Raw genomic sequence first — 16,383 nt, forward strand, 5'->3', positions numbered from 1 at the left:
GCTGCGGGTCACCGTGTTTGGCACTCTGGCCGAACGCCGGTTCGATATATGTACTGAAAAATGGATTCTAGCATGCTGTCGTGGCGCGCCCCGGCAGCGCCTGAGGTCGACAATCCGGTGTTTTCCGACGACGGCAGGAGGCGACGTCCGATCGCGGGGTAAAATATGCGGCGACATCCGTCTCATCATATGAAACGACCCAAAGCACCCCGCGTTGCCCGCCCGCTCACCGATTTGCTATCCGCATCCGACGGTGCCGGTTCGCTGCTGGTCGCCGCCGAACAACTGGGGCGGCTGGAACGAGACGTCCACGCGCTGCTTCCCCCTGCCCTTGCGGGAAGTGTGCGGCTCGCGCCGCCGCGCGAAGGCGCGCTCGTTTTCCTGGTATCGAACAACGCGCTGGCCGCGCGCTTGCGGCAGCAGACGCCCTCGTTGATCGAGGGCCTGGCCACACGCGGGTGGCTGATCCGTACGATCCGGATCCGCGTGAGCATCGCCGCGCCTGAGCCGCAGAAGCCGCCCAAGGAGGCGCGGCTTTCCCGGCAGGGGCTGGTGAGCCTGCGCGACCTGCGCGACTCGCTGGAACCCTCTCCGCTGCGTGACGCGCTCGCCCGACTGGTTTCGCGTCACTCTTACGGCGGTACGCGCAAGCCGTAACGCCCCCGAGGAATCCGGACGCCGAAAACGCATGCGCGTCAAATAAAAAAGCGCCGGATTTCCGGCGCTTTCCTTTTGTTACATCCGCGTCGCCCAATGCACCGGGCCCCGACGTTTTGCGTGACTTACGCGAACTGCGTCTGCGGTTCGAACTGGAAGCCGCGCGGTGCATCTTCTGCGCGCTCGAATGTCACGATTTCGTAGGCTTCCTGTGCGAGAAGCTCGCGCAGCAACTGGTTGTTCAGACCGTGTCCCGACTTGTATGCGGTGTACGACGCGAGCAACGGATGACCGATCACATACAGATCACCGATAGCGTCGAGCATCTTGTGCTTCACGAACTCGTCGTCGTAACGCAGACCGTCGTTGTTCAGAATTCGGTACTCGTCGAGCACGATTGCGTTATCCATGCTGCCGCCACGCGCCAGCCCCAGTTCGCGCAGCATCTCGACTTCGTGTGCGAAGCCGAACGTGCGAGCACGCGCGATCTCTTTCGCGTACGACGTCTGGGCAAAGTCGATCTCGAGTGCCTGGCCCGTGCGATCGACTGCCGGATGACGGAAGTCGATGGTGAACTTGAGCTTGAAGCCATCGAACGGATCGAGACGAGCCAGTTTGTCGCCTTCGCGAATTTCGACCGGTTTCGTCACGCGAATGAACTTCTTTGCCGCGGGCTGCTCTTCGATGCCCGCCGACTGGATCAGGAAGACGAACGTCGCAGCACTGCCGTCCATGATCGGAATTTCTTCGGCGGTCACGTCGACATACAGGTTGTCGATGCCCAGACCCGCGCATGCCGACATCAGGTGTTCCACCGTGGACACCCGCGCACCATCCTTTTGCAGCACCGAAGCAAGCCGCGTGTCGCCGATCGCCATCGCCGACGCCGGAATCTCCACAGGAGGATTCAGATCGGTACGGCAAAAGACGATGCCCGTATCGGGCGGCGCTGGACGCAACGACAACTCGACCTTGCGACCGGAGTGCAAGCCGATGCCGACTGTCTTGGCGATGGATTTGAGAGTGCGCTGCTTAAGCATGCTATTTATTAAAACTATCAGACGCTAATGACCATAGATCGAATTATATCAGATCGGCGCCTTCATCGCTGTGCCACAAACACAACGCTTCGTTACTAAACATTCCGAATGTTGCCTCATCGGACTGTCTCCGCCCATACCGCGTCACGAAACAACGTATTCGCGAAAATGGTCTTGCTTCATCTTAGACGTCAGGTCCGGGACCTGCGCGTCGAATCTGGTTCGGGGCACCCCGGCCACTGCGACGGAGGCATGCCGCAGCGGTCGGGGGGACAGACCCGCGAGACCGGGTCAGGGATCACGAACGCTTACCCGTAACGTTCGCCATCTGCGAGGCGTCGATACCTCTTGCGACTCTGGTTGTCGCAGCCACAAGGCATCTGCACGCGTCACAACCTTGCTGTATCGTCGGTCGGATGCCTACCGAGGCGCGCCTTCCCCACGCCACAGGGCATGGTAGTCGGAGCGACGGCGAATCCTCACGACGACCCGCGTAGGTCTCGCGATTCCCAAGGTGCGGCGGGCGCCGAGCACTGGCACCCGGCCCGCGCGCAACCCTGTCAGTCGGCTTGCTTGCGCAGGAAGGCCGGAATGTCGTACGTGTCGACACCCTTTTCCTGCAACGCGGCGACGTGCGAGGCTGCGGTCTCGCGCGTGCTGCGCCACACGGCCGGCGTATCGAGCGCGCCGTAGTCCGTACCGGCGGCCTGACCGACGTTCGGCACGTGGCCCGTCGCGATCGGCATGTTGTCGGTACCGGTCTTGAGCAGCGTCATCGGTGCAGCAGCCTTCTTTGCCACCGCACGGCCCAGGCCGGTTGCCACGACGGTCACACGCAGTGCATCGCCCATCTTGTCGTCGTAGACGGTACCGAAAATCACGGTCGCATCTTCCGCGGCGTAGCTCTTGATGGTGTTCATCACTTCACGCGTTTCCGACAGACGCAGCGAACGCGATGCCGTGATGTTCACCAGCACGCCACGTGCGCCCGACAGGTCCACCCCTTCGAGCAGCGGGCTTGCCACGGCTTGCTCGGCAGCCAGACGCGCACGATCGACACCTGCCACCGTCGCCGTCCCCATCATCGCCTTGCCCTGCTCGCCCATCACCGTCTTCACGTCTTCAAAGTCGACGTTCACGAGACCGTCGACGTTGATGATTTCGGCGATGCCTGCAACGGCGTTATGCAGCACGTCATCGGCGCACTGGAAGCACTTGTCCATTTCGGCATCGTCGCCCATGACTTCGAACAGCTTGTCATTGAGCACGACGATCAGCGAATCGACGTTGTCTTCGAGTTCCTGCGCGCCCGTCTCGGCCACACGCATACGCTTGCCGCCTTCGAACTCGAACGGCTTCGAGACCACGCCAACGGTCAGAATGCCCATTTCCTTGGCGATCTGCGCAACCACTGGCGCCGCGCCCGTTCCCGTGCCGCCACCCATACCGGCGGTGATGAACACCATGTGAGCGCCACGCAGGGCGTCGGCCACTCGCTCGCGCGCTTCTTCCGCAGCGGCACGGCCCATTTCCGGCTTTGCGCCAGCACCCAGCCCCGTCTTGCCGAGCTGAATGTTCACGCTGGCCTGCGAGCGGCCCAGTGCCTGAGCGTCGGTGTTCATGGCGATGAATTCCACGCCTTGCACACCACGGTTGATCATGTGCTGGACGGCATTGCCGCCAGCGCCACCAACACCCACCACCTTGATGATGGTGCCGTTGGTTTCCGTTTCCAACATTTCGAAGTTCATAGCGCCTCCAGTGAATTAAAAGCAGATCCGGTACTGCGGGTCACGTGCCGCTCGGGTAAGCCGCGCGTGTTTTCAACACCGGATCCACACCCCTCAAAAACTGCAAAAAACACCTTAGAAATTGCTGAAGAACCAGTCACGCATGCGCGTCCAGACCTGGTTCGCCTGCCCCGACTGCACGGCGACCTTGCGGCCACGCATGCGTTGGGAACGTCCTTCGAGCAGCAGGCCCATCGCCGTGGCGTAGCGCGGGCTGCGCACCACGTCGGCCAGGCCGCCTGCGTACTCCGGCACGCCAATGCGCACCGGCTTGAGGAAGATGTCCTCGCCCAGCTCGACCATGCCCGGCATCATTGCCGCGCCGCCGGTGAGCACGATGCCCGAGGACAACAACTCTTCGTAACCCGACTCGCGCACGACCTGCTGCACGAGCGAGAACAACTCTTCGACACGCGGCTCGATCACGGCGGCCAGCGCCTGACGCGACAACGTGCGCGGGCCGCGCTCGCCGAGCCCCGGGACTTCGATCATTTCATCCGGATCGGCCAGCGACTGCTTGGCGATGCCGTGCTGGATCTTGATGTCTTCCGCATCCGGCGTCGGCGTGCGAACGGCCATCGCGATGTCGCTCGTGATCTGGTCGCCCGCAATCGGAATCACGGCCGTATGACGGATCGCCCCTTCGCTGAAGATCGCGATATCGGTCGTGCCGCCACCGATATCGATCAGCACCACGCCCAGTTCCTTCTCGTCTTCCGTGAGCACCGAGATGCTCGACGCGAGCGGCTGCAGGATCAGATCGTTCACTTCGAGGCCGCAACGGCGCACGCACTTCACGATGTTCTGCGCCGCCGACACCGCGCCGGTCACGATATGCACCTTCACTTCCAGACGGATGCCGCTCATGCCGATCGGCTCGCGCACATCCTCCTGTCCGTCGATGATGAATTCCTGCGTGAGGATATGCAGCACCTGCTGGTCGGTCGGAATGTTGATCGCCTTGGCCGTCTCGATGACGCGCGCCACATCGGCCTGCGTCACTTCCTTGTCCTTGATCGCCACCATGCCGCTCGAATTGAAGCTGCGGATATGGCTGCCGGCAATGCCGGTGAAGACGTTGGTGATCTTGCAGTCGGCCATCAGCTCCGCTTCTTCGAGCGCACGCTGAATGGACTGCACCGTGGCCTCGATGTTCACCACGACGCCTTTTTTCAGGCCGCGCGATTCACTCTGGCCAAGGCCGATCACTTCATAGCGGCCTTCAGGGCGCAGTTCGGCCACCACCGCCACGACTTTCGACGTGCCGATATCGAGGGCGACCAACAGATCCTTGTAATCTTTGCTCATAGCGTGTGTAAGTCCTGAAGTCTCACTGGCTTCGCTTTACCGGCGCGGCAGGTTTCGCTGCCGGCTTCTGCGAATCCCGCTTTTGCACCGGTGTCGTGGCAAGCTTCTTGGCCTGTTCTTCGCTCAAGAAGCGCATGCCCGCGGCACGCACTGCAAAACCGTTCGGGTACCGAAGATCGGCATACTCGATCTGATTTCCCCAGCGCGCCGCTACCTGCGGATACGCCTGTACGAAGCGTCGGCTGCGCGTGGCAAGGGTCTCGGGCGTCCGCTCCCGTCCCAGCGCCAGTTGCACGCCCCCTGCGAGCCGCACGCCCCATGCGTAGCGATTCGACAGCGTGACCGCCTCGGGTTTCATATTCAGCGGCGCGAACCACTTCACGAAGTCGTAGTACCGCGCCGTCACATCCTTCTCGCTGCCCGGCGGCCCCGCGAACTCCGGCAACTTGCCGTCGTCCTCCGCTTCCGCCAGATTGGCCGCGAACAGTTCCCCGTCCACACTCACCAGACGGCCGTCGTTCCATGTGGCCAGCGGCTTGTATTCCTCGATCGTCACCGCCAGCTGGTTCGGCCAGACGCGTCGAACGCTCGCATGACGCACCCAGGGCACGGCTTCGAACGCAGCTCGCGTGGCGTCCAGATCGATGGTGAAGAAGTTGCCCTTCAGGCGTGAGACTGCGTTGGCACGCAGTGTCGGCCCGTTGATATGCGCCACGTCCCCGTCGATCTGAATCGCCTTGAGCGTGAAGACCGGCCGCTGGATCAGCCAGTGGCCGCCCGCCGCGAGCGCCGCCAGCACGACAAGTGCGACGAGCGCACTCGCGATGGCGTTGAGCAGGCGTACGTTGTGCCACATGGCGATTTGCTTTCCGTATCAGGGCGTTCTTCAACGCGTTCAATGTTTGACTCGACTCACTCAGGCTTCCACTGCGCGTTCGGATGCAGATCGAGCGTCGCAGTCGCCAGAATTTCAACCACCAGGTCTTCATACGACAGGCCCGCCGCCCGCGCCGAAATCGGCACCAGCGAGTGGCCGGTCATACCCGGCGACGTATTGATCTCCAACAGATACGGCTTGTTGTCGCGTTTGCGCAGCATCACGTCGGCACGCGCCCAGCCACGGCAACCGAGTACGAGGTAGGCGCGCAACACCAGGCGCTGCACTTCTTCCTGCAAGGAGACCGACAACGGCGGCGGGCATTCGTAGCGCGTGTCGTCCTTGAAGTACTTGTTCTGGTAGTCGTAGTTCGCGTCCGGGGCAACGATACGGATCACCGGCAGCGAGCGCGCCGCGTTCGCCCCCTTGGTACCGACACCCAGCACCGGCACGGTCAGCTCGTCGCCATCGATGAACTCTTCGGCCAGCACGTCCGGATCGAGCGCCACGGCCTTCTCGAACGCCGCCTTCAACTGCGACGCTTCGGTGACTTTCGTCAAGCCGATGGTCGAGCCTTCGCGCGACGGCTTGACGATGAGCGGCAGGCCGAGATCGCGCGCAACGGCGTCGAAATCGGTATCGGCATGCAGCATCGTGAAGCGCGGCGTGGGCAGCCCTTCGTTGATCCAGATGCGCTTGGTCATTTCCTTGTCCATCGCCAGCGCGGAAGCCAACACGCCACTGCCGGTGTAGGGAATGCCCAGATGCTCCAGCGCACCTTGCAGCGTGCCGTCTTCGCCATAACGCCCATGCAGCGCGATGAACACACGGTCGAACTTCTGCGCGGCGAGCGCGGCCAGGTCGTGCTCCCCCGTATCGAAGGCATGCGCGTCCACACCGCGACTGCGCAGCGCTTCGAGCACACCGTTGCCCGAAATCAGCGAGATCTGACGCTCAGCCGAGCGCCCGCCCATCAGGACGCCAACCTTGCCGAAACGTTTCGGATCGAAAGCACTCACGTCAGACTCCTTGCTGAACTTGCAACTTGCCGGGCACCGCGCCGATGGAGCCGGCACCCATGGTGATAACGACGTCGCCCGCACGGGCGACTTGCAGAATGGCGTCGGGTAGCTGGGCGACGTCTTCCACGAATACGGGTTCTACCTTGCCGGCGACACGCAATGCGCGCGCGAGTGCGCGGCCGTCGGCCGCCACGATCGGTGCCTCACCGGCCGAATACACTTCGCCGAGCACCACCGCGTCGGCATCCGAGAGCACCTTCACGAAGTCTTCGAAGCAGTCGCGCGTGCGCGTGTAACGATGCGGCTGGAAAGCCAGCACGATGCGACGCCCCGGGAATGCGCCGCGCGCGGCCGAGAGCGTGGCCGCCATCTCGACCGGGTGATGGCCGTAGTCGTCGATGAGCGTGAACGTGCCTTCGCCGTTCGACTTCGGCACGGCGATGTCGCCATAACGCTGAAAGCGTCGGCCCACGCCGTTAAATTCCGCCAGCGCCTGTTGAATGGCAGCGTCCGGCACTTCGAGTTCCGTCGCGATCGCTATCGCCGCCAGTGCGTTGCGCACGTTGTGCTCGCCCGGCAGATTGAGCGTGATGTCGAGCGGCGCCGCGCCCGCACCGAACTGACGCAGCACCGTGAAGCGCATCTGCCCCGCATCGGCGCGCACGTCGATGGCGCGGACCTGCGCGTCTTCCGACAGGCCATAACGCACGATCGGCTTCGAGACGAACGGCAGAATCTCGCGCACGTTCGGATCGTCCACACACAACACGGCGATTCCGTAGAACGGCAGACGCTGCGTGAATGCCACGAACGACTGCTTCAGACGGGCGAAGTCATGCCCGTACGTATCCATATGGTCGGCATCGATGTTCGTAATGACTTCGATCACCGGATTCAGGTTCAGGAACGAGGCATCCGACTCGTCCGCTTCGACCACGATGAAGTCGCCGGTGCCGAGTTTCGCGTTCGCCCCCGCGCTGTTCAGACGGCCCCCGATCACGAACGTCGGGTCCAGTCCACCCTGCGCCAGCACGCTTGCCACGAGACTCGTGGTCGTGGTCTTGCCGTGGGTGCCCGCAATCGCCACGCCCTGCTTCAGGCGCATGAGTTCCGCGAGCATCAGTGCGCGCGGCACGATGGGAATCTGACGTGCGCGTCCCGCGAGCACTTCGGGGTTGTCTGCCGTGATGGCGGTGGACACGACGATGGCGTCCGCGCCATCGATGTTTTGCGCCGCATGGCCGCGAGCGATGCGCGCGCCAAGGCTGGCGAGACGCTGCGTGACCGCGTTGTCGCCGAGATCGGAGCCGCTCACCTGATATCCCAGGTTGAGCAACACCTCGGCAATGCCGCTCATGCCCGAGCCGCCAATGCCGACGAAGTGAATATGTTTGACGATGTGTTTCATTTCAATCCTTGGCCAGAGCCGCGCACGCGCGCGCCACTTGTTCGGTGGCGTCCGGCTTGGCGAGCGCCCTGGCTTTCTCTCCCATCGCGAGCAGCGATTCGCGCGTCTGACGGCGCAGCCACTCGGCCAGGGTCTCGACCGACAGCTCGCGCTGATCGATCAGCGTTGCCGCGCCCTTGTCGGCGAGGAAACGCGCATTCGTTGTCTGGTGGTCGTCGACCGCATGCGGGAACGGCACAAACAGCGCCGCCACGCCGGCTGCGGCCACTTCGGCCACCGTCATGGCCCCTGCCCGGCAGATCACCAGATCCGCCCCGGCATAGGCCTCGACCATGTTGTCGATGAACGGCACTGCCTCGACCGTCACCCCCGCTGCGGCGTAGTTCGCCTGCAACGTCTGAATATGTTTGACGCCCGCCTGATGCGTGACTTGCGGGCGCATCTCGCGCGGCAGCTTCGCCAGCGCCTTCGGCACGATCTCGTTGAGCACCGTGGCCCCGAGACTCCCGCCCACGACCAGAATGCGCAGCGGCCCGGTGCGTGCGTTGTAGCGCTCGGCAGGCGACGCCATATCATCGAAGTCCGCGCGGATCGGGTTACCGACCCACTCCCCGCCTGCAATGGTGTCGGGGAAGGCGAGCAGCACCTTGTCGGCCACGCGCGCGAGCACCTTGTTCGCCATGCCGGCCACCGAGTTCTGCTCGTGGAGCACGAGCGGACGCCCCAGCAGCGACGCCATCATCCCTGCGGGAAACGTGATGTAGCCGCCCATGCCGAGCACCACGTTCGGCCTGGCGCGGCGCACTGCGCCGATGCTCTGCCAGAACGCACGCAGCAGGTTCAGCGGCAGCAGCAGCTTCGTCATCATTCCTTTGCCGCGCAGCCCGCCGAACTTCACGAACTCCATGGGAATGTCGTACTTCGGTACGAGCGTTGCCTCCATGCCGGTCGGATTGCCGAGCCAGACCACGCGCCACCCCTGCACACGCAGGAAGTTGGCGACCGCGAGCCCCGGGAAGACGTGACCGCCCGTGCCGCCGGCCATGACCAGCAGCGTGCGTGTCTTCGTCTGCGGCGCCGGCATCGCGGTAGCGCGCTCGGTCATACTTTTCCTCCCCGCATCAGCACGCGGTTTTCGTAATCCACCCGCAGCAGAATCGCCACGGCCACACAGTTGAGCAAGATGCCCGAGCCGCCGTAACTGACCAGCGGCAGCGTCAGCCCCTTGGTCGGCAGCAAGCCCAGATTCACGCCCATGTTGATGAAGGTCTGCGCACCCAGCCACACGCCCACCCCCTTGGCGAGCAGGCCGGCGAAGGTGCGCTCGAGCGCGAGCGCCTGACGCCCGATCTCGAAGGCGCGGCGCACCAGCCAGTAGAACAGCAGGATGACGACCAGCACGCCCACGAAGCCGAACTCCTCGCCGATCACTGCGAGAATGAAGTCGGTATGCGCTTCGGGCAGGTAATGCAGTTTTTCGATGCTTCCGCCGAGCCCGACGCCGGTCCACTCACCACGCCCGAAGGCGATCAGCGAGTGCGTCAGTTGGTAGGCCTTGCCCAGCGCGTAGTCTTCGCGCCACGGATCGAGGTACGCGAAGATGCGCTCCCGACGCCATGGCGACAACCAGATCAGCATCGCAAACGTGCCCACCGCCGTGAGCGCCAGCCCGCCGAACAACCGGCCGTTCACACCGCCGAGGAACAGAATGCCCATCGCAATGGCGGCCACGACCATGAAGGCGCCCATGTCCGGTTCGAGCAGCAGCAACATGCCGACGAAGACGACCGCGATGCCCATCGGCAGGAAGCCCTTGCCGAAGCTCTGCATGAACTCCTGCTTGCGCACCGTGTAGTTCGCGGCGTACAGCGTGACGGCGAGCTTCATGATTTCCGACGGCTGCAGGTTGAGCACCCCGAACGGGATCCAGCGCTTCGAGCCGTTCACCCCTTTGCCCACGTGCGGAATCAGCACGATCACCAGCAACAGCAATGCCAGCAGGAAGAGCTTGGGCGCGAGCCGGTCCATCGTCTTGACGGGAATCCGGAACGTGACCACTGCCGCGACCAGCCCGATCGTGAGCGAGATCACGTGACGGCCGAGGAAGTGATAGGTCGAGTAGCCGCTGTACTTCGGTGAGTCCGGCAGCGCGACCGATGCCGAGTACACCATGATCAGTCCCAGCGACAGCAACGAAATCACCACCCACACCAGCGCGTGATCGTATTCGAGCATGCGCGAGCGCGTCGGCTTGATACTGCCCAGCGTGCGATTGGCGGCGGTCGTTGCCGCCCCCGGCGCGGTGGCCGTGCCCGCACCGGCGAAGCCGGCCTGACGCTTCTTGCTGAAGAACGACTTGATACGGTTCATAGCATCACCCCCGCGTCGGCGGCCAGATCAACCACGGTGTCGCGAAACACTTGTGCGCGATGCTCGTAGTTGCGGAACATGTCGAAGCTCGCGCAGGCCGGTGAGAGCAGCACGGCGTCGCCGGGCTGCGCCAGTTTCGCGGCCTCGCGCGTGGCGTCTTCGAGTGTCGGTGCGTCGATCAGATCGACGCCGGTATCCGTGAGGGCCTCGCGCAGCAGCGGGGCGTCGCGGCCGATCAGCAGCACGGCGCGCGCGTGGTGCGCCACCGGGTTGGCCAACGGCGAGAAATCCTGTCCCTTGCCGTCGCCACCGAGGATCAGCAGCAGCGTCTTCTCCAGCCCGGTGATGGCCGCGACGGTCGCACCGACGTTGGTCCCCTTGCTGTCGTCGTAGAACTCGACTTCGTTGATCGTGGCAACGAGCTGCACGCGGTGCGGCTCGCCCGGATACTCGCGCAGGCCATGCAGCAGCTTGGCCAGCGGCAGGTCGATCGCGCGCGTGAGCGCGAGCGCCGCCAGCGCATTCGCCGCGTTGTGCTGGCCGCGAATGCGCAGCGCGTCGGCCGGCATCAGGCGCTTGCCCAACACCTCGACTGTCGCTTCGGCTGCCGCGCCGGCCTTGCTGCGGCGTTTCGGGGCGGGCGGCGCATCGTCGCGCGTAAAGCCTTCGACCAGCCACGACATGCCGCCTTCCATCTCGAGCCCGAAGTCGCCCACTGCGTCGGGCTTGCCCGTGCCGAAGGTCACGACATTGGCCTCGGGCGAGGCGAAGGCGATCACGCGGGCATCGTCGCGATTGAGCACGCGCACCGTGTGCTCGCCGAAAATGCGCGCCTTGGCGTTGACATAGGCGTCCATGTCGCCATGCCAATCCAGATGGTCCTGAGTGATATTGAGAATCGCCGCGGCGTCGGGCGCGAGAGAATACGTCGTCTCCAACTGGAAGCTGGAGAGTTCGAGTACCCAGACGTCGGGCAGCGAGGCATCGGCGATGCATTCGCTGAGACGGTCGAGCGCGGTCGGACTGATATTGCCGGCCACCGCCGTGCGCTTTCCGGCGCGACGGCACAGCAGCCCGGTCAGGCTCGTGGTCGTGGTCTTGCCGTTCGTGCCGGTAATGGCGAGCACCTTCGGCGCGTATCCGCTCGTCGACTGCATGTGACGCAGCGCCTGTGCGAAGAACTCGATTTCGCCCCACACCGGAATGCCACGCTCGGCGGCCACCGCCAGCAGCGCCGCCACGTCCTCGGCCAGCGGCGACAGGCCGGGGCTGATACCGATGAGCTCGATGTCGGCGAGCAATGCGTCGATCTGGTCCGCAAACGCCCCGCCGACAAACTCCGCCTGTGGCGCTTCCGCGCGCAGGGTCGCAACGTTCGGCGGTGTCTCCGACGACGCAAAGCGCGTGTCGGCCGCGCGCACTCGGCAGCCGTAACGCGCGCACCAACGCGCCATCGCCAGGCCGGACTCTCCCAGACCCAGGATCAGGACACGCGGTTGCCAGGATTCACCAAACTTCTCGCCGAACACGTCGCTCTTTCCTTTTAATCGATTCAAACAACCTACGAATGCATCGCTTCAACGACACCGATCTCCTGCTATCGGCGCGAGCGGCCTTACCTTTAGTCCAACCTTGCCTGCGTCCAACTTTGCGCGACAGCGACTTCGCATCTCTGCGACGTCGCTGTCCCGTCTTTTACGTGCCTTGCCTGCCGTGTACGTGTCGCGTCGTCAACGCAGCTTCAGCGTCGACAGGCCGATGAGCACCAGCATCAGCGTGATGATCCAGAAGCGAACCACCACCTGCGTTTCCTTCCATCCCGACAATTCGAAGTGGTGATGCAGCGGCGCCATCTTGAAGATGCGCCGCCCTTCGCCGAATCGCTTCTTGGTGTACTTGAACCAGGTCACCTGCAACATCACGGAAATCGTTTCGGCGACGAACACACCGCCCATCACGAAGAGCACGACTTCCTGACGCACGATGACAGCCACCGTGCCGAGCGCGCCGCCGAGTGCCAGTGCCCCCACGTCGCCCATGAAGACCTGCGCCGGGTGCGTGTTGAACCAGAGGAACGCGAGCCCGGCGCCCGACATCGCCGAACAGAACACGAGCAACTCGCCCGCGCCCGGAATGTGGGGGAACAACAGATACTTCGAGTAGACGACGTTGCCCATGACATAGGCGAACACGCCGAGTGCCGCGCCGACGAGCACAACCGGCATGATCACCAGCCCATCGAGACCGTCGGTGAGGTTAACGGCGTTGGACGAGCCTACGATGACAAAGTAAGTGAGCGCGATGAAGCCGAACACGCCCAGCGGGTAGCTCATCGTCTTGAAAAACGGCACGATGAAGTCCGCCTTCGGCGGCAGATCGAGCGGGAAACCGTTGCGCACCCAGCTGATGAACAACTCGAACACCTTGAGGTTGCTCGTCTCCGAGACCGAGAACGCCAGATAAATCGCCGCGAACAGGCCGATGATCGACTGCCAGAAATACTTTTCGCGCGACGACATGCCGCGCGGGTCCTTGTAGACCACCTTCCGGTAGTCGTCGATCCAGCCGATGATGCCGAAACCCAGCGTGACGAGCAGCACGATCCAGATGAAACGATTGCTCAGATCCGCCCAGAGCAGCGTGGCGACGGTAATGCCGATCAGGATCAGCACGCCGCCCATCGTGGGCGTACCCGACTTCACCAGGTGGGTCTGCGGGCCGTCGGTACGCACCGCTTGTCCCACCTTCATTTCGGCGAGCTTGCGAATGACCATCGGCCCGAACGAGAGCCCGATCACCAGCGCCGTGAGGCTTGCCATCACGGCCCGAAACGTCAGGTAGTTGAACACGCGCAAATAGCTCGCATCCGCTTGCAGCCATTGCGCTAACGTCAGCAGCATTCCATCAATCCTTTATCACTTGGCCGGGGCGTCGCCGCCCCCGCCTTCACTCGTCGCGCGCAATTGGTCGAGCACGCGCTCCATCCGCATGAAGCGGCTTCCCTTCACCAACACCGTCGCAGGCGCACTCAAGGTGGCGTTCAACGCCGCCACAAGTGGCGCCACATCGGTCACATCCGAAAAATGTTCGCCGCCGTCGCCGAAAGCGGCAACGCTCGCCGGCGTCTGCTCGCCCAGGGCCAGCAGACGATCGATACCGCGCTGTGCGGCGTATTCGCCCACCTCGCGATGAAATGCGGGCCCGTTGTCGCCGACTTCGCCCATGTCGCCCAACACCAGAACGCGCGGTGCAGGCGTTTGCGCGAGTACGTCGATTGCGGCCCGTACGGAATCGGGGTTCGCATTATAGGTGTCGTCGATCAACGTGACACCTGCCAGCGGTCCCTTCGAAAGCGTGGACACCTGGAGACGGCCTTTGACGGCGGAAAACGCTTCGAGTGCCCGCACGATCGAGCCGATATCGACATGGGCGCCCAAGGCGCAGGCAATCGCCGCCAGTGCATTGCGCGCGTTGTGCTCTCCGAGCAACGGCAACGTGAGCGAAAACTCGCCGGCAGGCGAGGCCACGCGCAGTACGCGGGTCGCCACGTCGTAACGGCCCGACACGGCCGCGCGCGCGTCCAGCGCGAAGTCGAGCACGCGGCGCTTATTCGTCTGCTGATTCGTCTGCTGATTCGTCTGCTGATTCGCGACTTCGCGCCACATCGGTGCGAATTCGCTGTCTGCGGGAAAAACGGCCACGCCGTCGTCGGACAGCGCCGCCAGCACGGCGGAATGCTCTTCGGCCACGGCGGCCACGCTCACCATGAATTCCTGGTGTTCGCGCTGCGCGTTATTGATGACGGCCACCGTCGGCTGCGCGATCTTCGCGAGGTATGCCGTCTCGCCCGGATGGTTCATGCCGAGTTCGAGCACGGCCAGCTTGTCGCCGTCTTTCAGACGAAACACCGTCAGCGGCAGACCGATGTCGTTGTTGAAGTTGCCCGCCGTCGCCAGACGCGCCTGCGCGCCCACCGCCTCGGCAAAGATGGCCGAGATCATTTCCTTGACGGTCGTTTTGCCGTTGCTGCCGGTCACCGCCACCACGGGAATGGCAAAGCGGCGACGCCATGCCGCAGCCATCTCGCCCAGCGCGATGCGCGTGTCAGGCACGATAAGCGCCGGCGTTGCGAAGCCTTCCGGCACGTGCGTCGCCACCACGGCGGCTGCGCCGGCGCGCGCCACATCGGGCAGGAAGTCGTGCGCATCAAAACGCTCACCCTTGAGCGCCACGAAAAGATCGCCGGGCTGGACCGAGCGGCTGTCCGTCACGATTCGCGAGAACGCCGTCGACGGCGCGCCCAGCACCTGCGAGTCGGCCACGGCGGCGTTGGCGTCGCTCAGTTGCCACATGATCGTTTGCGTCATTCGCCACCTCCGCGCACCGTCGTCGCACGTGCAGCGAGCGCCAGACGCGCGTGCTCCTGGTCGGAGAACGGCCGCTTCTTGCCCATGATTTCCTGTGTACTTTCGTGCCCTTTGCCCGCAACCAGCACAACGTCCGCCGGCTGCGCCCCGCGCACGGCCTGAAGAATCGCGCTGGCGCGATCCTCGATGCGACGTGCCGCGTCGGGCCGGGTCAGACCGGCGGCAATCTGCGCCATGATGTCGGCCGGCACCTCGGTGCGCGGGTTGTCGCTCGTGAGCACCACGGCATCGGCCAGCCGCTCGGCAACCGCGCCCATTTGCGGACGTTTGCCCGCATCGCGATCGCCACCGCAGCCGAACACGCACACGAGCTTGCCGCCGCGCGCCTCGGTCACCGGGCGCAACGCGGCAAGCGTCTTATCCAGCGCGTCGGGCGTGTGGGCGTAGTCGATGACCACCAGAGGCTGCCCCGGCTGCCCGATCTGCTCCATGCGACCGGAGACGGGTTCGAGCGTGGCGAGGCCGGCGATGGCGGCGTCCTGCGCAACACCGGCGGCAAGCGCCGCGCCCAGCACGGCCAGCGCGTTGCTGATGTTGAACTCACCGATCAACGGCACCGTGACCTGCTGACTCCGGTCGTCGATATGCAGCGTGAAACGCGTACCGGAAGTCGTCGCGCGAATATCCTCGGCGCGCAACACACGGTTGCCGTGCGATGACGTGGCGCTGCCGTGAAGGCCGTATTCGAAGACCGCGATGACCGGCGTCTTGCCCGCCAGATGCGCGAGCAAACGTTGCCCCATCGCGTCGTCGCGATTGATGACCGCAGCCTTCAACCCCGGCCAGTCGAACAGGCGCGCCTTGGCCGCCTCGTATTCGGCCATCGTGCCGTGGTAGTCGAGGTGGTCCTGCGTCAGATTGGTGAAAATGGCGACGTCGAACGCGACGCCGTTGACCCGGCCCTGGTACAGACCGTGCGATGACACTTCCATCGCGATCGCCGCTGCGCCCTGCGCGCGCAGATCGTCCAGGCTGTGCTGGAGCTGGACGGCGTCGGGCGTCGTAAACCCCGTCACCGTGAGATGCCCCGGGAATCCGCTGCCCAGCGTACCGATCACGGCACTGCGCACATTCGTTCTGGTCAGCAATTGCGCCAGCCATTGGCTGCATGAGGTCTTGCCGTTGGTGCCCGTCACACCGAGCATCGTCATACCGACACTCGGCTCGCCGTACCACAGCGCCGCCAGCGGACCCGCCAGCCAGTCCAGGCGCGGCACGCCGAACTGCGGCACGCTGGCCAGACTGCTGAGCGACGCAGGCCACGTGAAGTCGTCCGTCTGCCAGAGCACGGCGGCGGCGCCACGTTCCACGGCGTCCGCAATGAAGCCCCGGCTATCGGCGCCCTTGACCGCGTAGGCGACGAACACATCCCCCGGCGCGACGCGACGGCTGTCGGCATGCAGCGTTGCCGTGGCCGGCACCGTGCGGCGCAGCCAGTCCCATGTCTGCGCGAGCGTGGCGCGATCGGCGGCATCCGCGATCAT

General features: G+C 64.3%; 13 protein-coding genes. 1 reads left to right on the forward strand and 12 read right to left on the reverse strand.

The window, feature by feature from the left end:
* Positions 1-189 precede the first annotated feature (189 nt).
* Positions 190-657 (forward strand): DciA family protein, encoded by a 468-nt coding sequence (locus tag PCA31118_RS26275; RefSeq protein WP_044457158.1) that lies wholly within the window; start codon positions 190-192, stop codon positions 655-657.
* Between the two features lie 125 nt (positions 658-782).
* On the opposite strand, the gene lpxC is transcribed toward PCA31118_RS26275, so the two are convergent.
* From lpxC to PCA31118_RS26335, 12 genes are all read right to left on the reverse strand, one after another.
* Positions 783-1,697, reverse strand: coding sequence for a UDP-3-O-acyl-N-acetylglucosamine deacetylase (lpxC, locus tag PCA31118_RS26280; RefSeq protein WP_150627876.1), 915 nt, complete (start codon positions 1,695-1,697; stop codon positions 783-785).
* A gap of 560 nt (positions 1,698-2,257) precedes the next feature.
* The gene (gene ftsZ / locus PCA31118_RS26285) at positions 2,258-3,448 is read right to left on the reverse strand and encodes a cell division protein FtsZ (protein ID WP_044457160.1); all 1,191 of its coding nucleotides are present in this window, start codon (positions 3,446-3,448) and stop codon (positions 2,258-2,260) included.
* 114 nt (positions 3,449-3,562) lie between these two features.
* Positions 3,563-4,795 (reverse strand): cell division protein FtsA, encoded by a 1,233-nt coding sequence (gene ftsA / locus PCA31118_RS26290; protein WP_010806905.1) that lies wholly within the window; start codon positions 4,793-4,795, stop codon positions 3,563-3,565.
* A gap of 22 nt (positions 4,796-4,817) precedes the next feature.
* Positions 4,818-5,651 (reverse strand): cell division protein FtsQ/DivIB, encoded by an 834-nt coding sequence (locus tag PCA31118_RS26295; protein ID WP_044457161.1) that lies wholly within the window; start codon positions 5,649-5,651, stop codon positions 4,818-4,820.
* Positions 5,652-5,707: 56 nt separating this feature from the next.
* Positions 5,708-6,691 (reverse strand): D-alanine--D-alanine ligase, encoded by a 984-nt coding sequence (locus PCA31118_RS26300; RefSeq protein WP_150627877.1) that lies wholly within the window; start codon positions 6,689-6,691, stop codon positions 5,708-5,710.
* Position 6,692: 1 nt separating this feature from the next.
* Complete coding sequence (gene murC / locus PCA31118_RS26305; RefSeq protein WP_150627878.1) at positions 6,693-8,102, reverse strand: UDP-N-acetylmuramate--L-alanine ligase; 1,410 nt, start codon at positions 8,100-8,102, stop codon at positions 6,693-6,695.
* 1 nt (position 8,103) lies between these two features.
* A complete protein-coding gene (gene murG / locus PCA31118_RS26310) occupies positions 8,104-9,207 on the reverse strand; it encodes an undecaprenyldiphospho-muramoylpentapeptide beta-N-acetylglucosaminyltransferase (protein WP_150627879.1) in 1,104 nt (367 codons plus the stop codon).
* Entirely contained in the window at positions 9,204-10,472 is a 1,269-nt protein-coding gene (ftsW, locus tag PCA31118_RS26315; protein ID WP_150627880.1) for a putative lipid II flippase FtsW, read from the reverse strand. The genes murG and ftsW overlap by 4 nt, the downstream gene beginning before the upstream one ends.
* Positions 10,469-12,001, reverse strand: a complete 1,533-nt coding sequence (gene murD / locus PCA31118_RS26320) for a UDP-N-acetylmuramoyl-L-alanine--D-glutamate ligase (protein WP_150627881.1) — start codon at positions 11,999-12,001, stop codon at positions 10,469-10,471. Before murD ends, ftsW begins: the two co-directional genes overlap by 4 nt.
* Positions 12,002-12,202: 201 nt before the next feature.
* Positions 12,203-13,372 carry a phospho-N-acetylmuramoyl-pentapeptide-transferase gene (gene mraY, locus PCA31118_RS26325; protein WP_044457166.1) on the reverse strand — a complete coding sequence of 390 codons (1,170 nt, stop codon included), beginning with the start codon at positions 13,370-13,372 and terminating at the stop codon, positions 12,203-12,205.
* A gap of 15 nt (positions 13,373-13,387) precedes the next feature.
* On the reverse strand, positions 13,388-14,839 hold the full coding sequence (locus tag PCA31118_RS26330; protein ID WP_150627882.1) for a UDP-N-acetylmuramoyl-tripeptide--D-alanyl-D-alanine ligase: 1,452 nt from the start codon (positions 14,837-14,839) through the stop codon (positions 13,388-13,390).
* Positions 14,836-16,383 (reverse strand): UDP-N-acetylmuramoyl-L-alanyl-D-glutamate--2,6-diaminopimelate ligase, encoded by a 1,548-nt coding sequence (locus PCA31118_RS26335; RefSeq protein ID WP_150627889.1) that lies wholly within the window; start codon positions 16,381-16,383, stop codon positions 14,836-14,838. The genes PCA31118_RS26330 and PCA31118_RS26335 overlap by 4 nt, the downstream gene beginning before the upstream one ends.

It is taken from the genome of Pandoraea captiosa, assembly GCF_902459775.1.
GTDB lineage: Bacteria > Pseudomonadota > Gammaproteobacteria > Burkholderiales > Burkholderiaceae > Pandoraea > Pandoraea captiosa.

Bases quoted from the DNA above. Each gene is read 5' to 3' on its own strand.
- ftsZ (WP_044457160.1), bottom strand. From the start codon at position 3,448: ATGAACTTCGAAATGTTGGAAACGGAAACCAACGGCACCATCATCAAG.
- ftsA (WP_010806905.1), bottom strand. From the start codon at position 4,795: ATGAGCAAAGATTACAAGGATCTGTTGGTCGCCCTCGATATCGGCACG.
- lpxC (WP_150627876.1), bottom strand. From the start codon at position 1,697: ATGCTTAAGCAGCGCACTCTCAAATCCATCGCCAAGACAGTCGGCATC.
- PCA31118_RS26275 (WP_044457158.1), top strand. From the start codon at position 190: ATGAAACGACCCAAAGCACCCCGCGTTGCCCGCCCGCTCACCGATTTG.
- PCA31118_RS26335 (WP_150627889.1), bottom strand. From the start codon at position 16,383: ATGATCGCGGATGCCGCCGATCGCGCCACGCTCGCGCAGACATGGGAC.
- ftsW (WP_150627880.1), bottom strand. From the start codon at position 10,472: ATGAACCGTATCAAGTCGTTCTTCAGCAAGAAGCGTCAGGCCGGCTTC.
- PCA31118_RS26295 (WP_044457161.1), bottom strand. From the start codon at position 5,651: ATGTGGCACAACGTACGCCTGCTCAACGCCATCGCGAGTGCGCTCGTC.
- mraY (WP_044457166.1), bottom strand. From the start codon at position 13,372: ATGCTGCTGACGTTAGCGCAATGGCTGCAAGCGGATGCGAGCTATTTG.
- murG (WP_150627879.1), bottom strand. From the start codon at position 9,207: ATGACCGAGCGCGCTACCGCGATGCCGGCGCCGCAGACGAAGACACGC.
- murC (WP_150627878.1), bottom strand. From the start codon at position 8,102: ATGAAACACATCGTCAAACATATTCACTTCGTCGGCATTGGCGGCTCG.
- PCA31118_RS26330 (WP_150627882.1), bottom strand. From the start codon at position 14,839: ATGACGCAAACGATCATGTGGCAACTGAGCGACGCCAACGCCGCCGTG.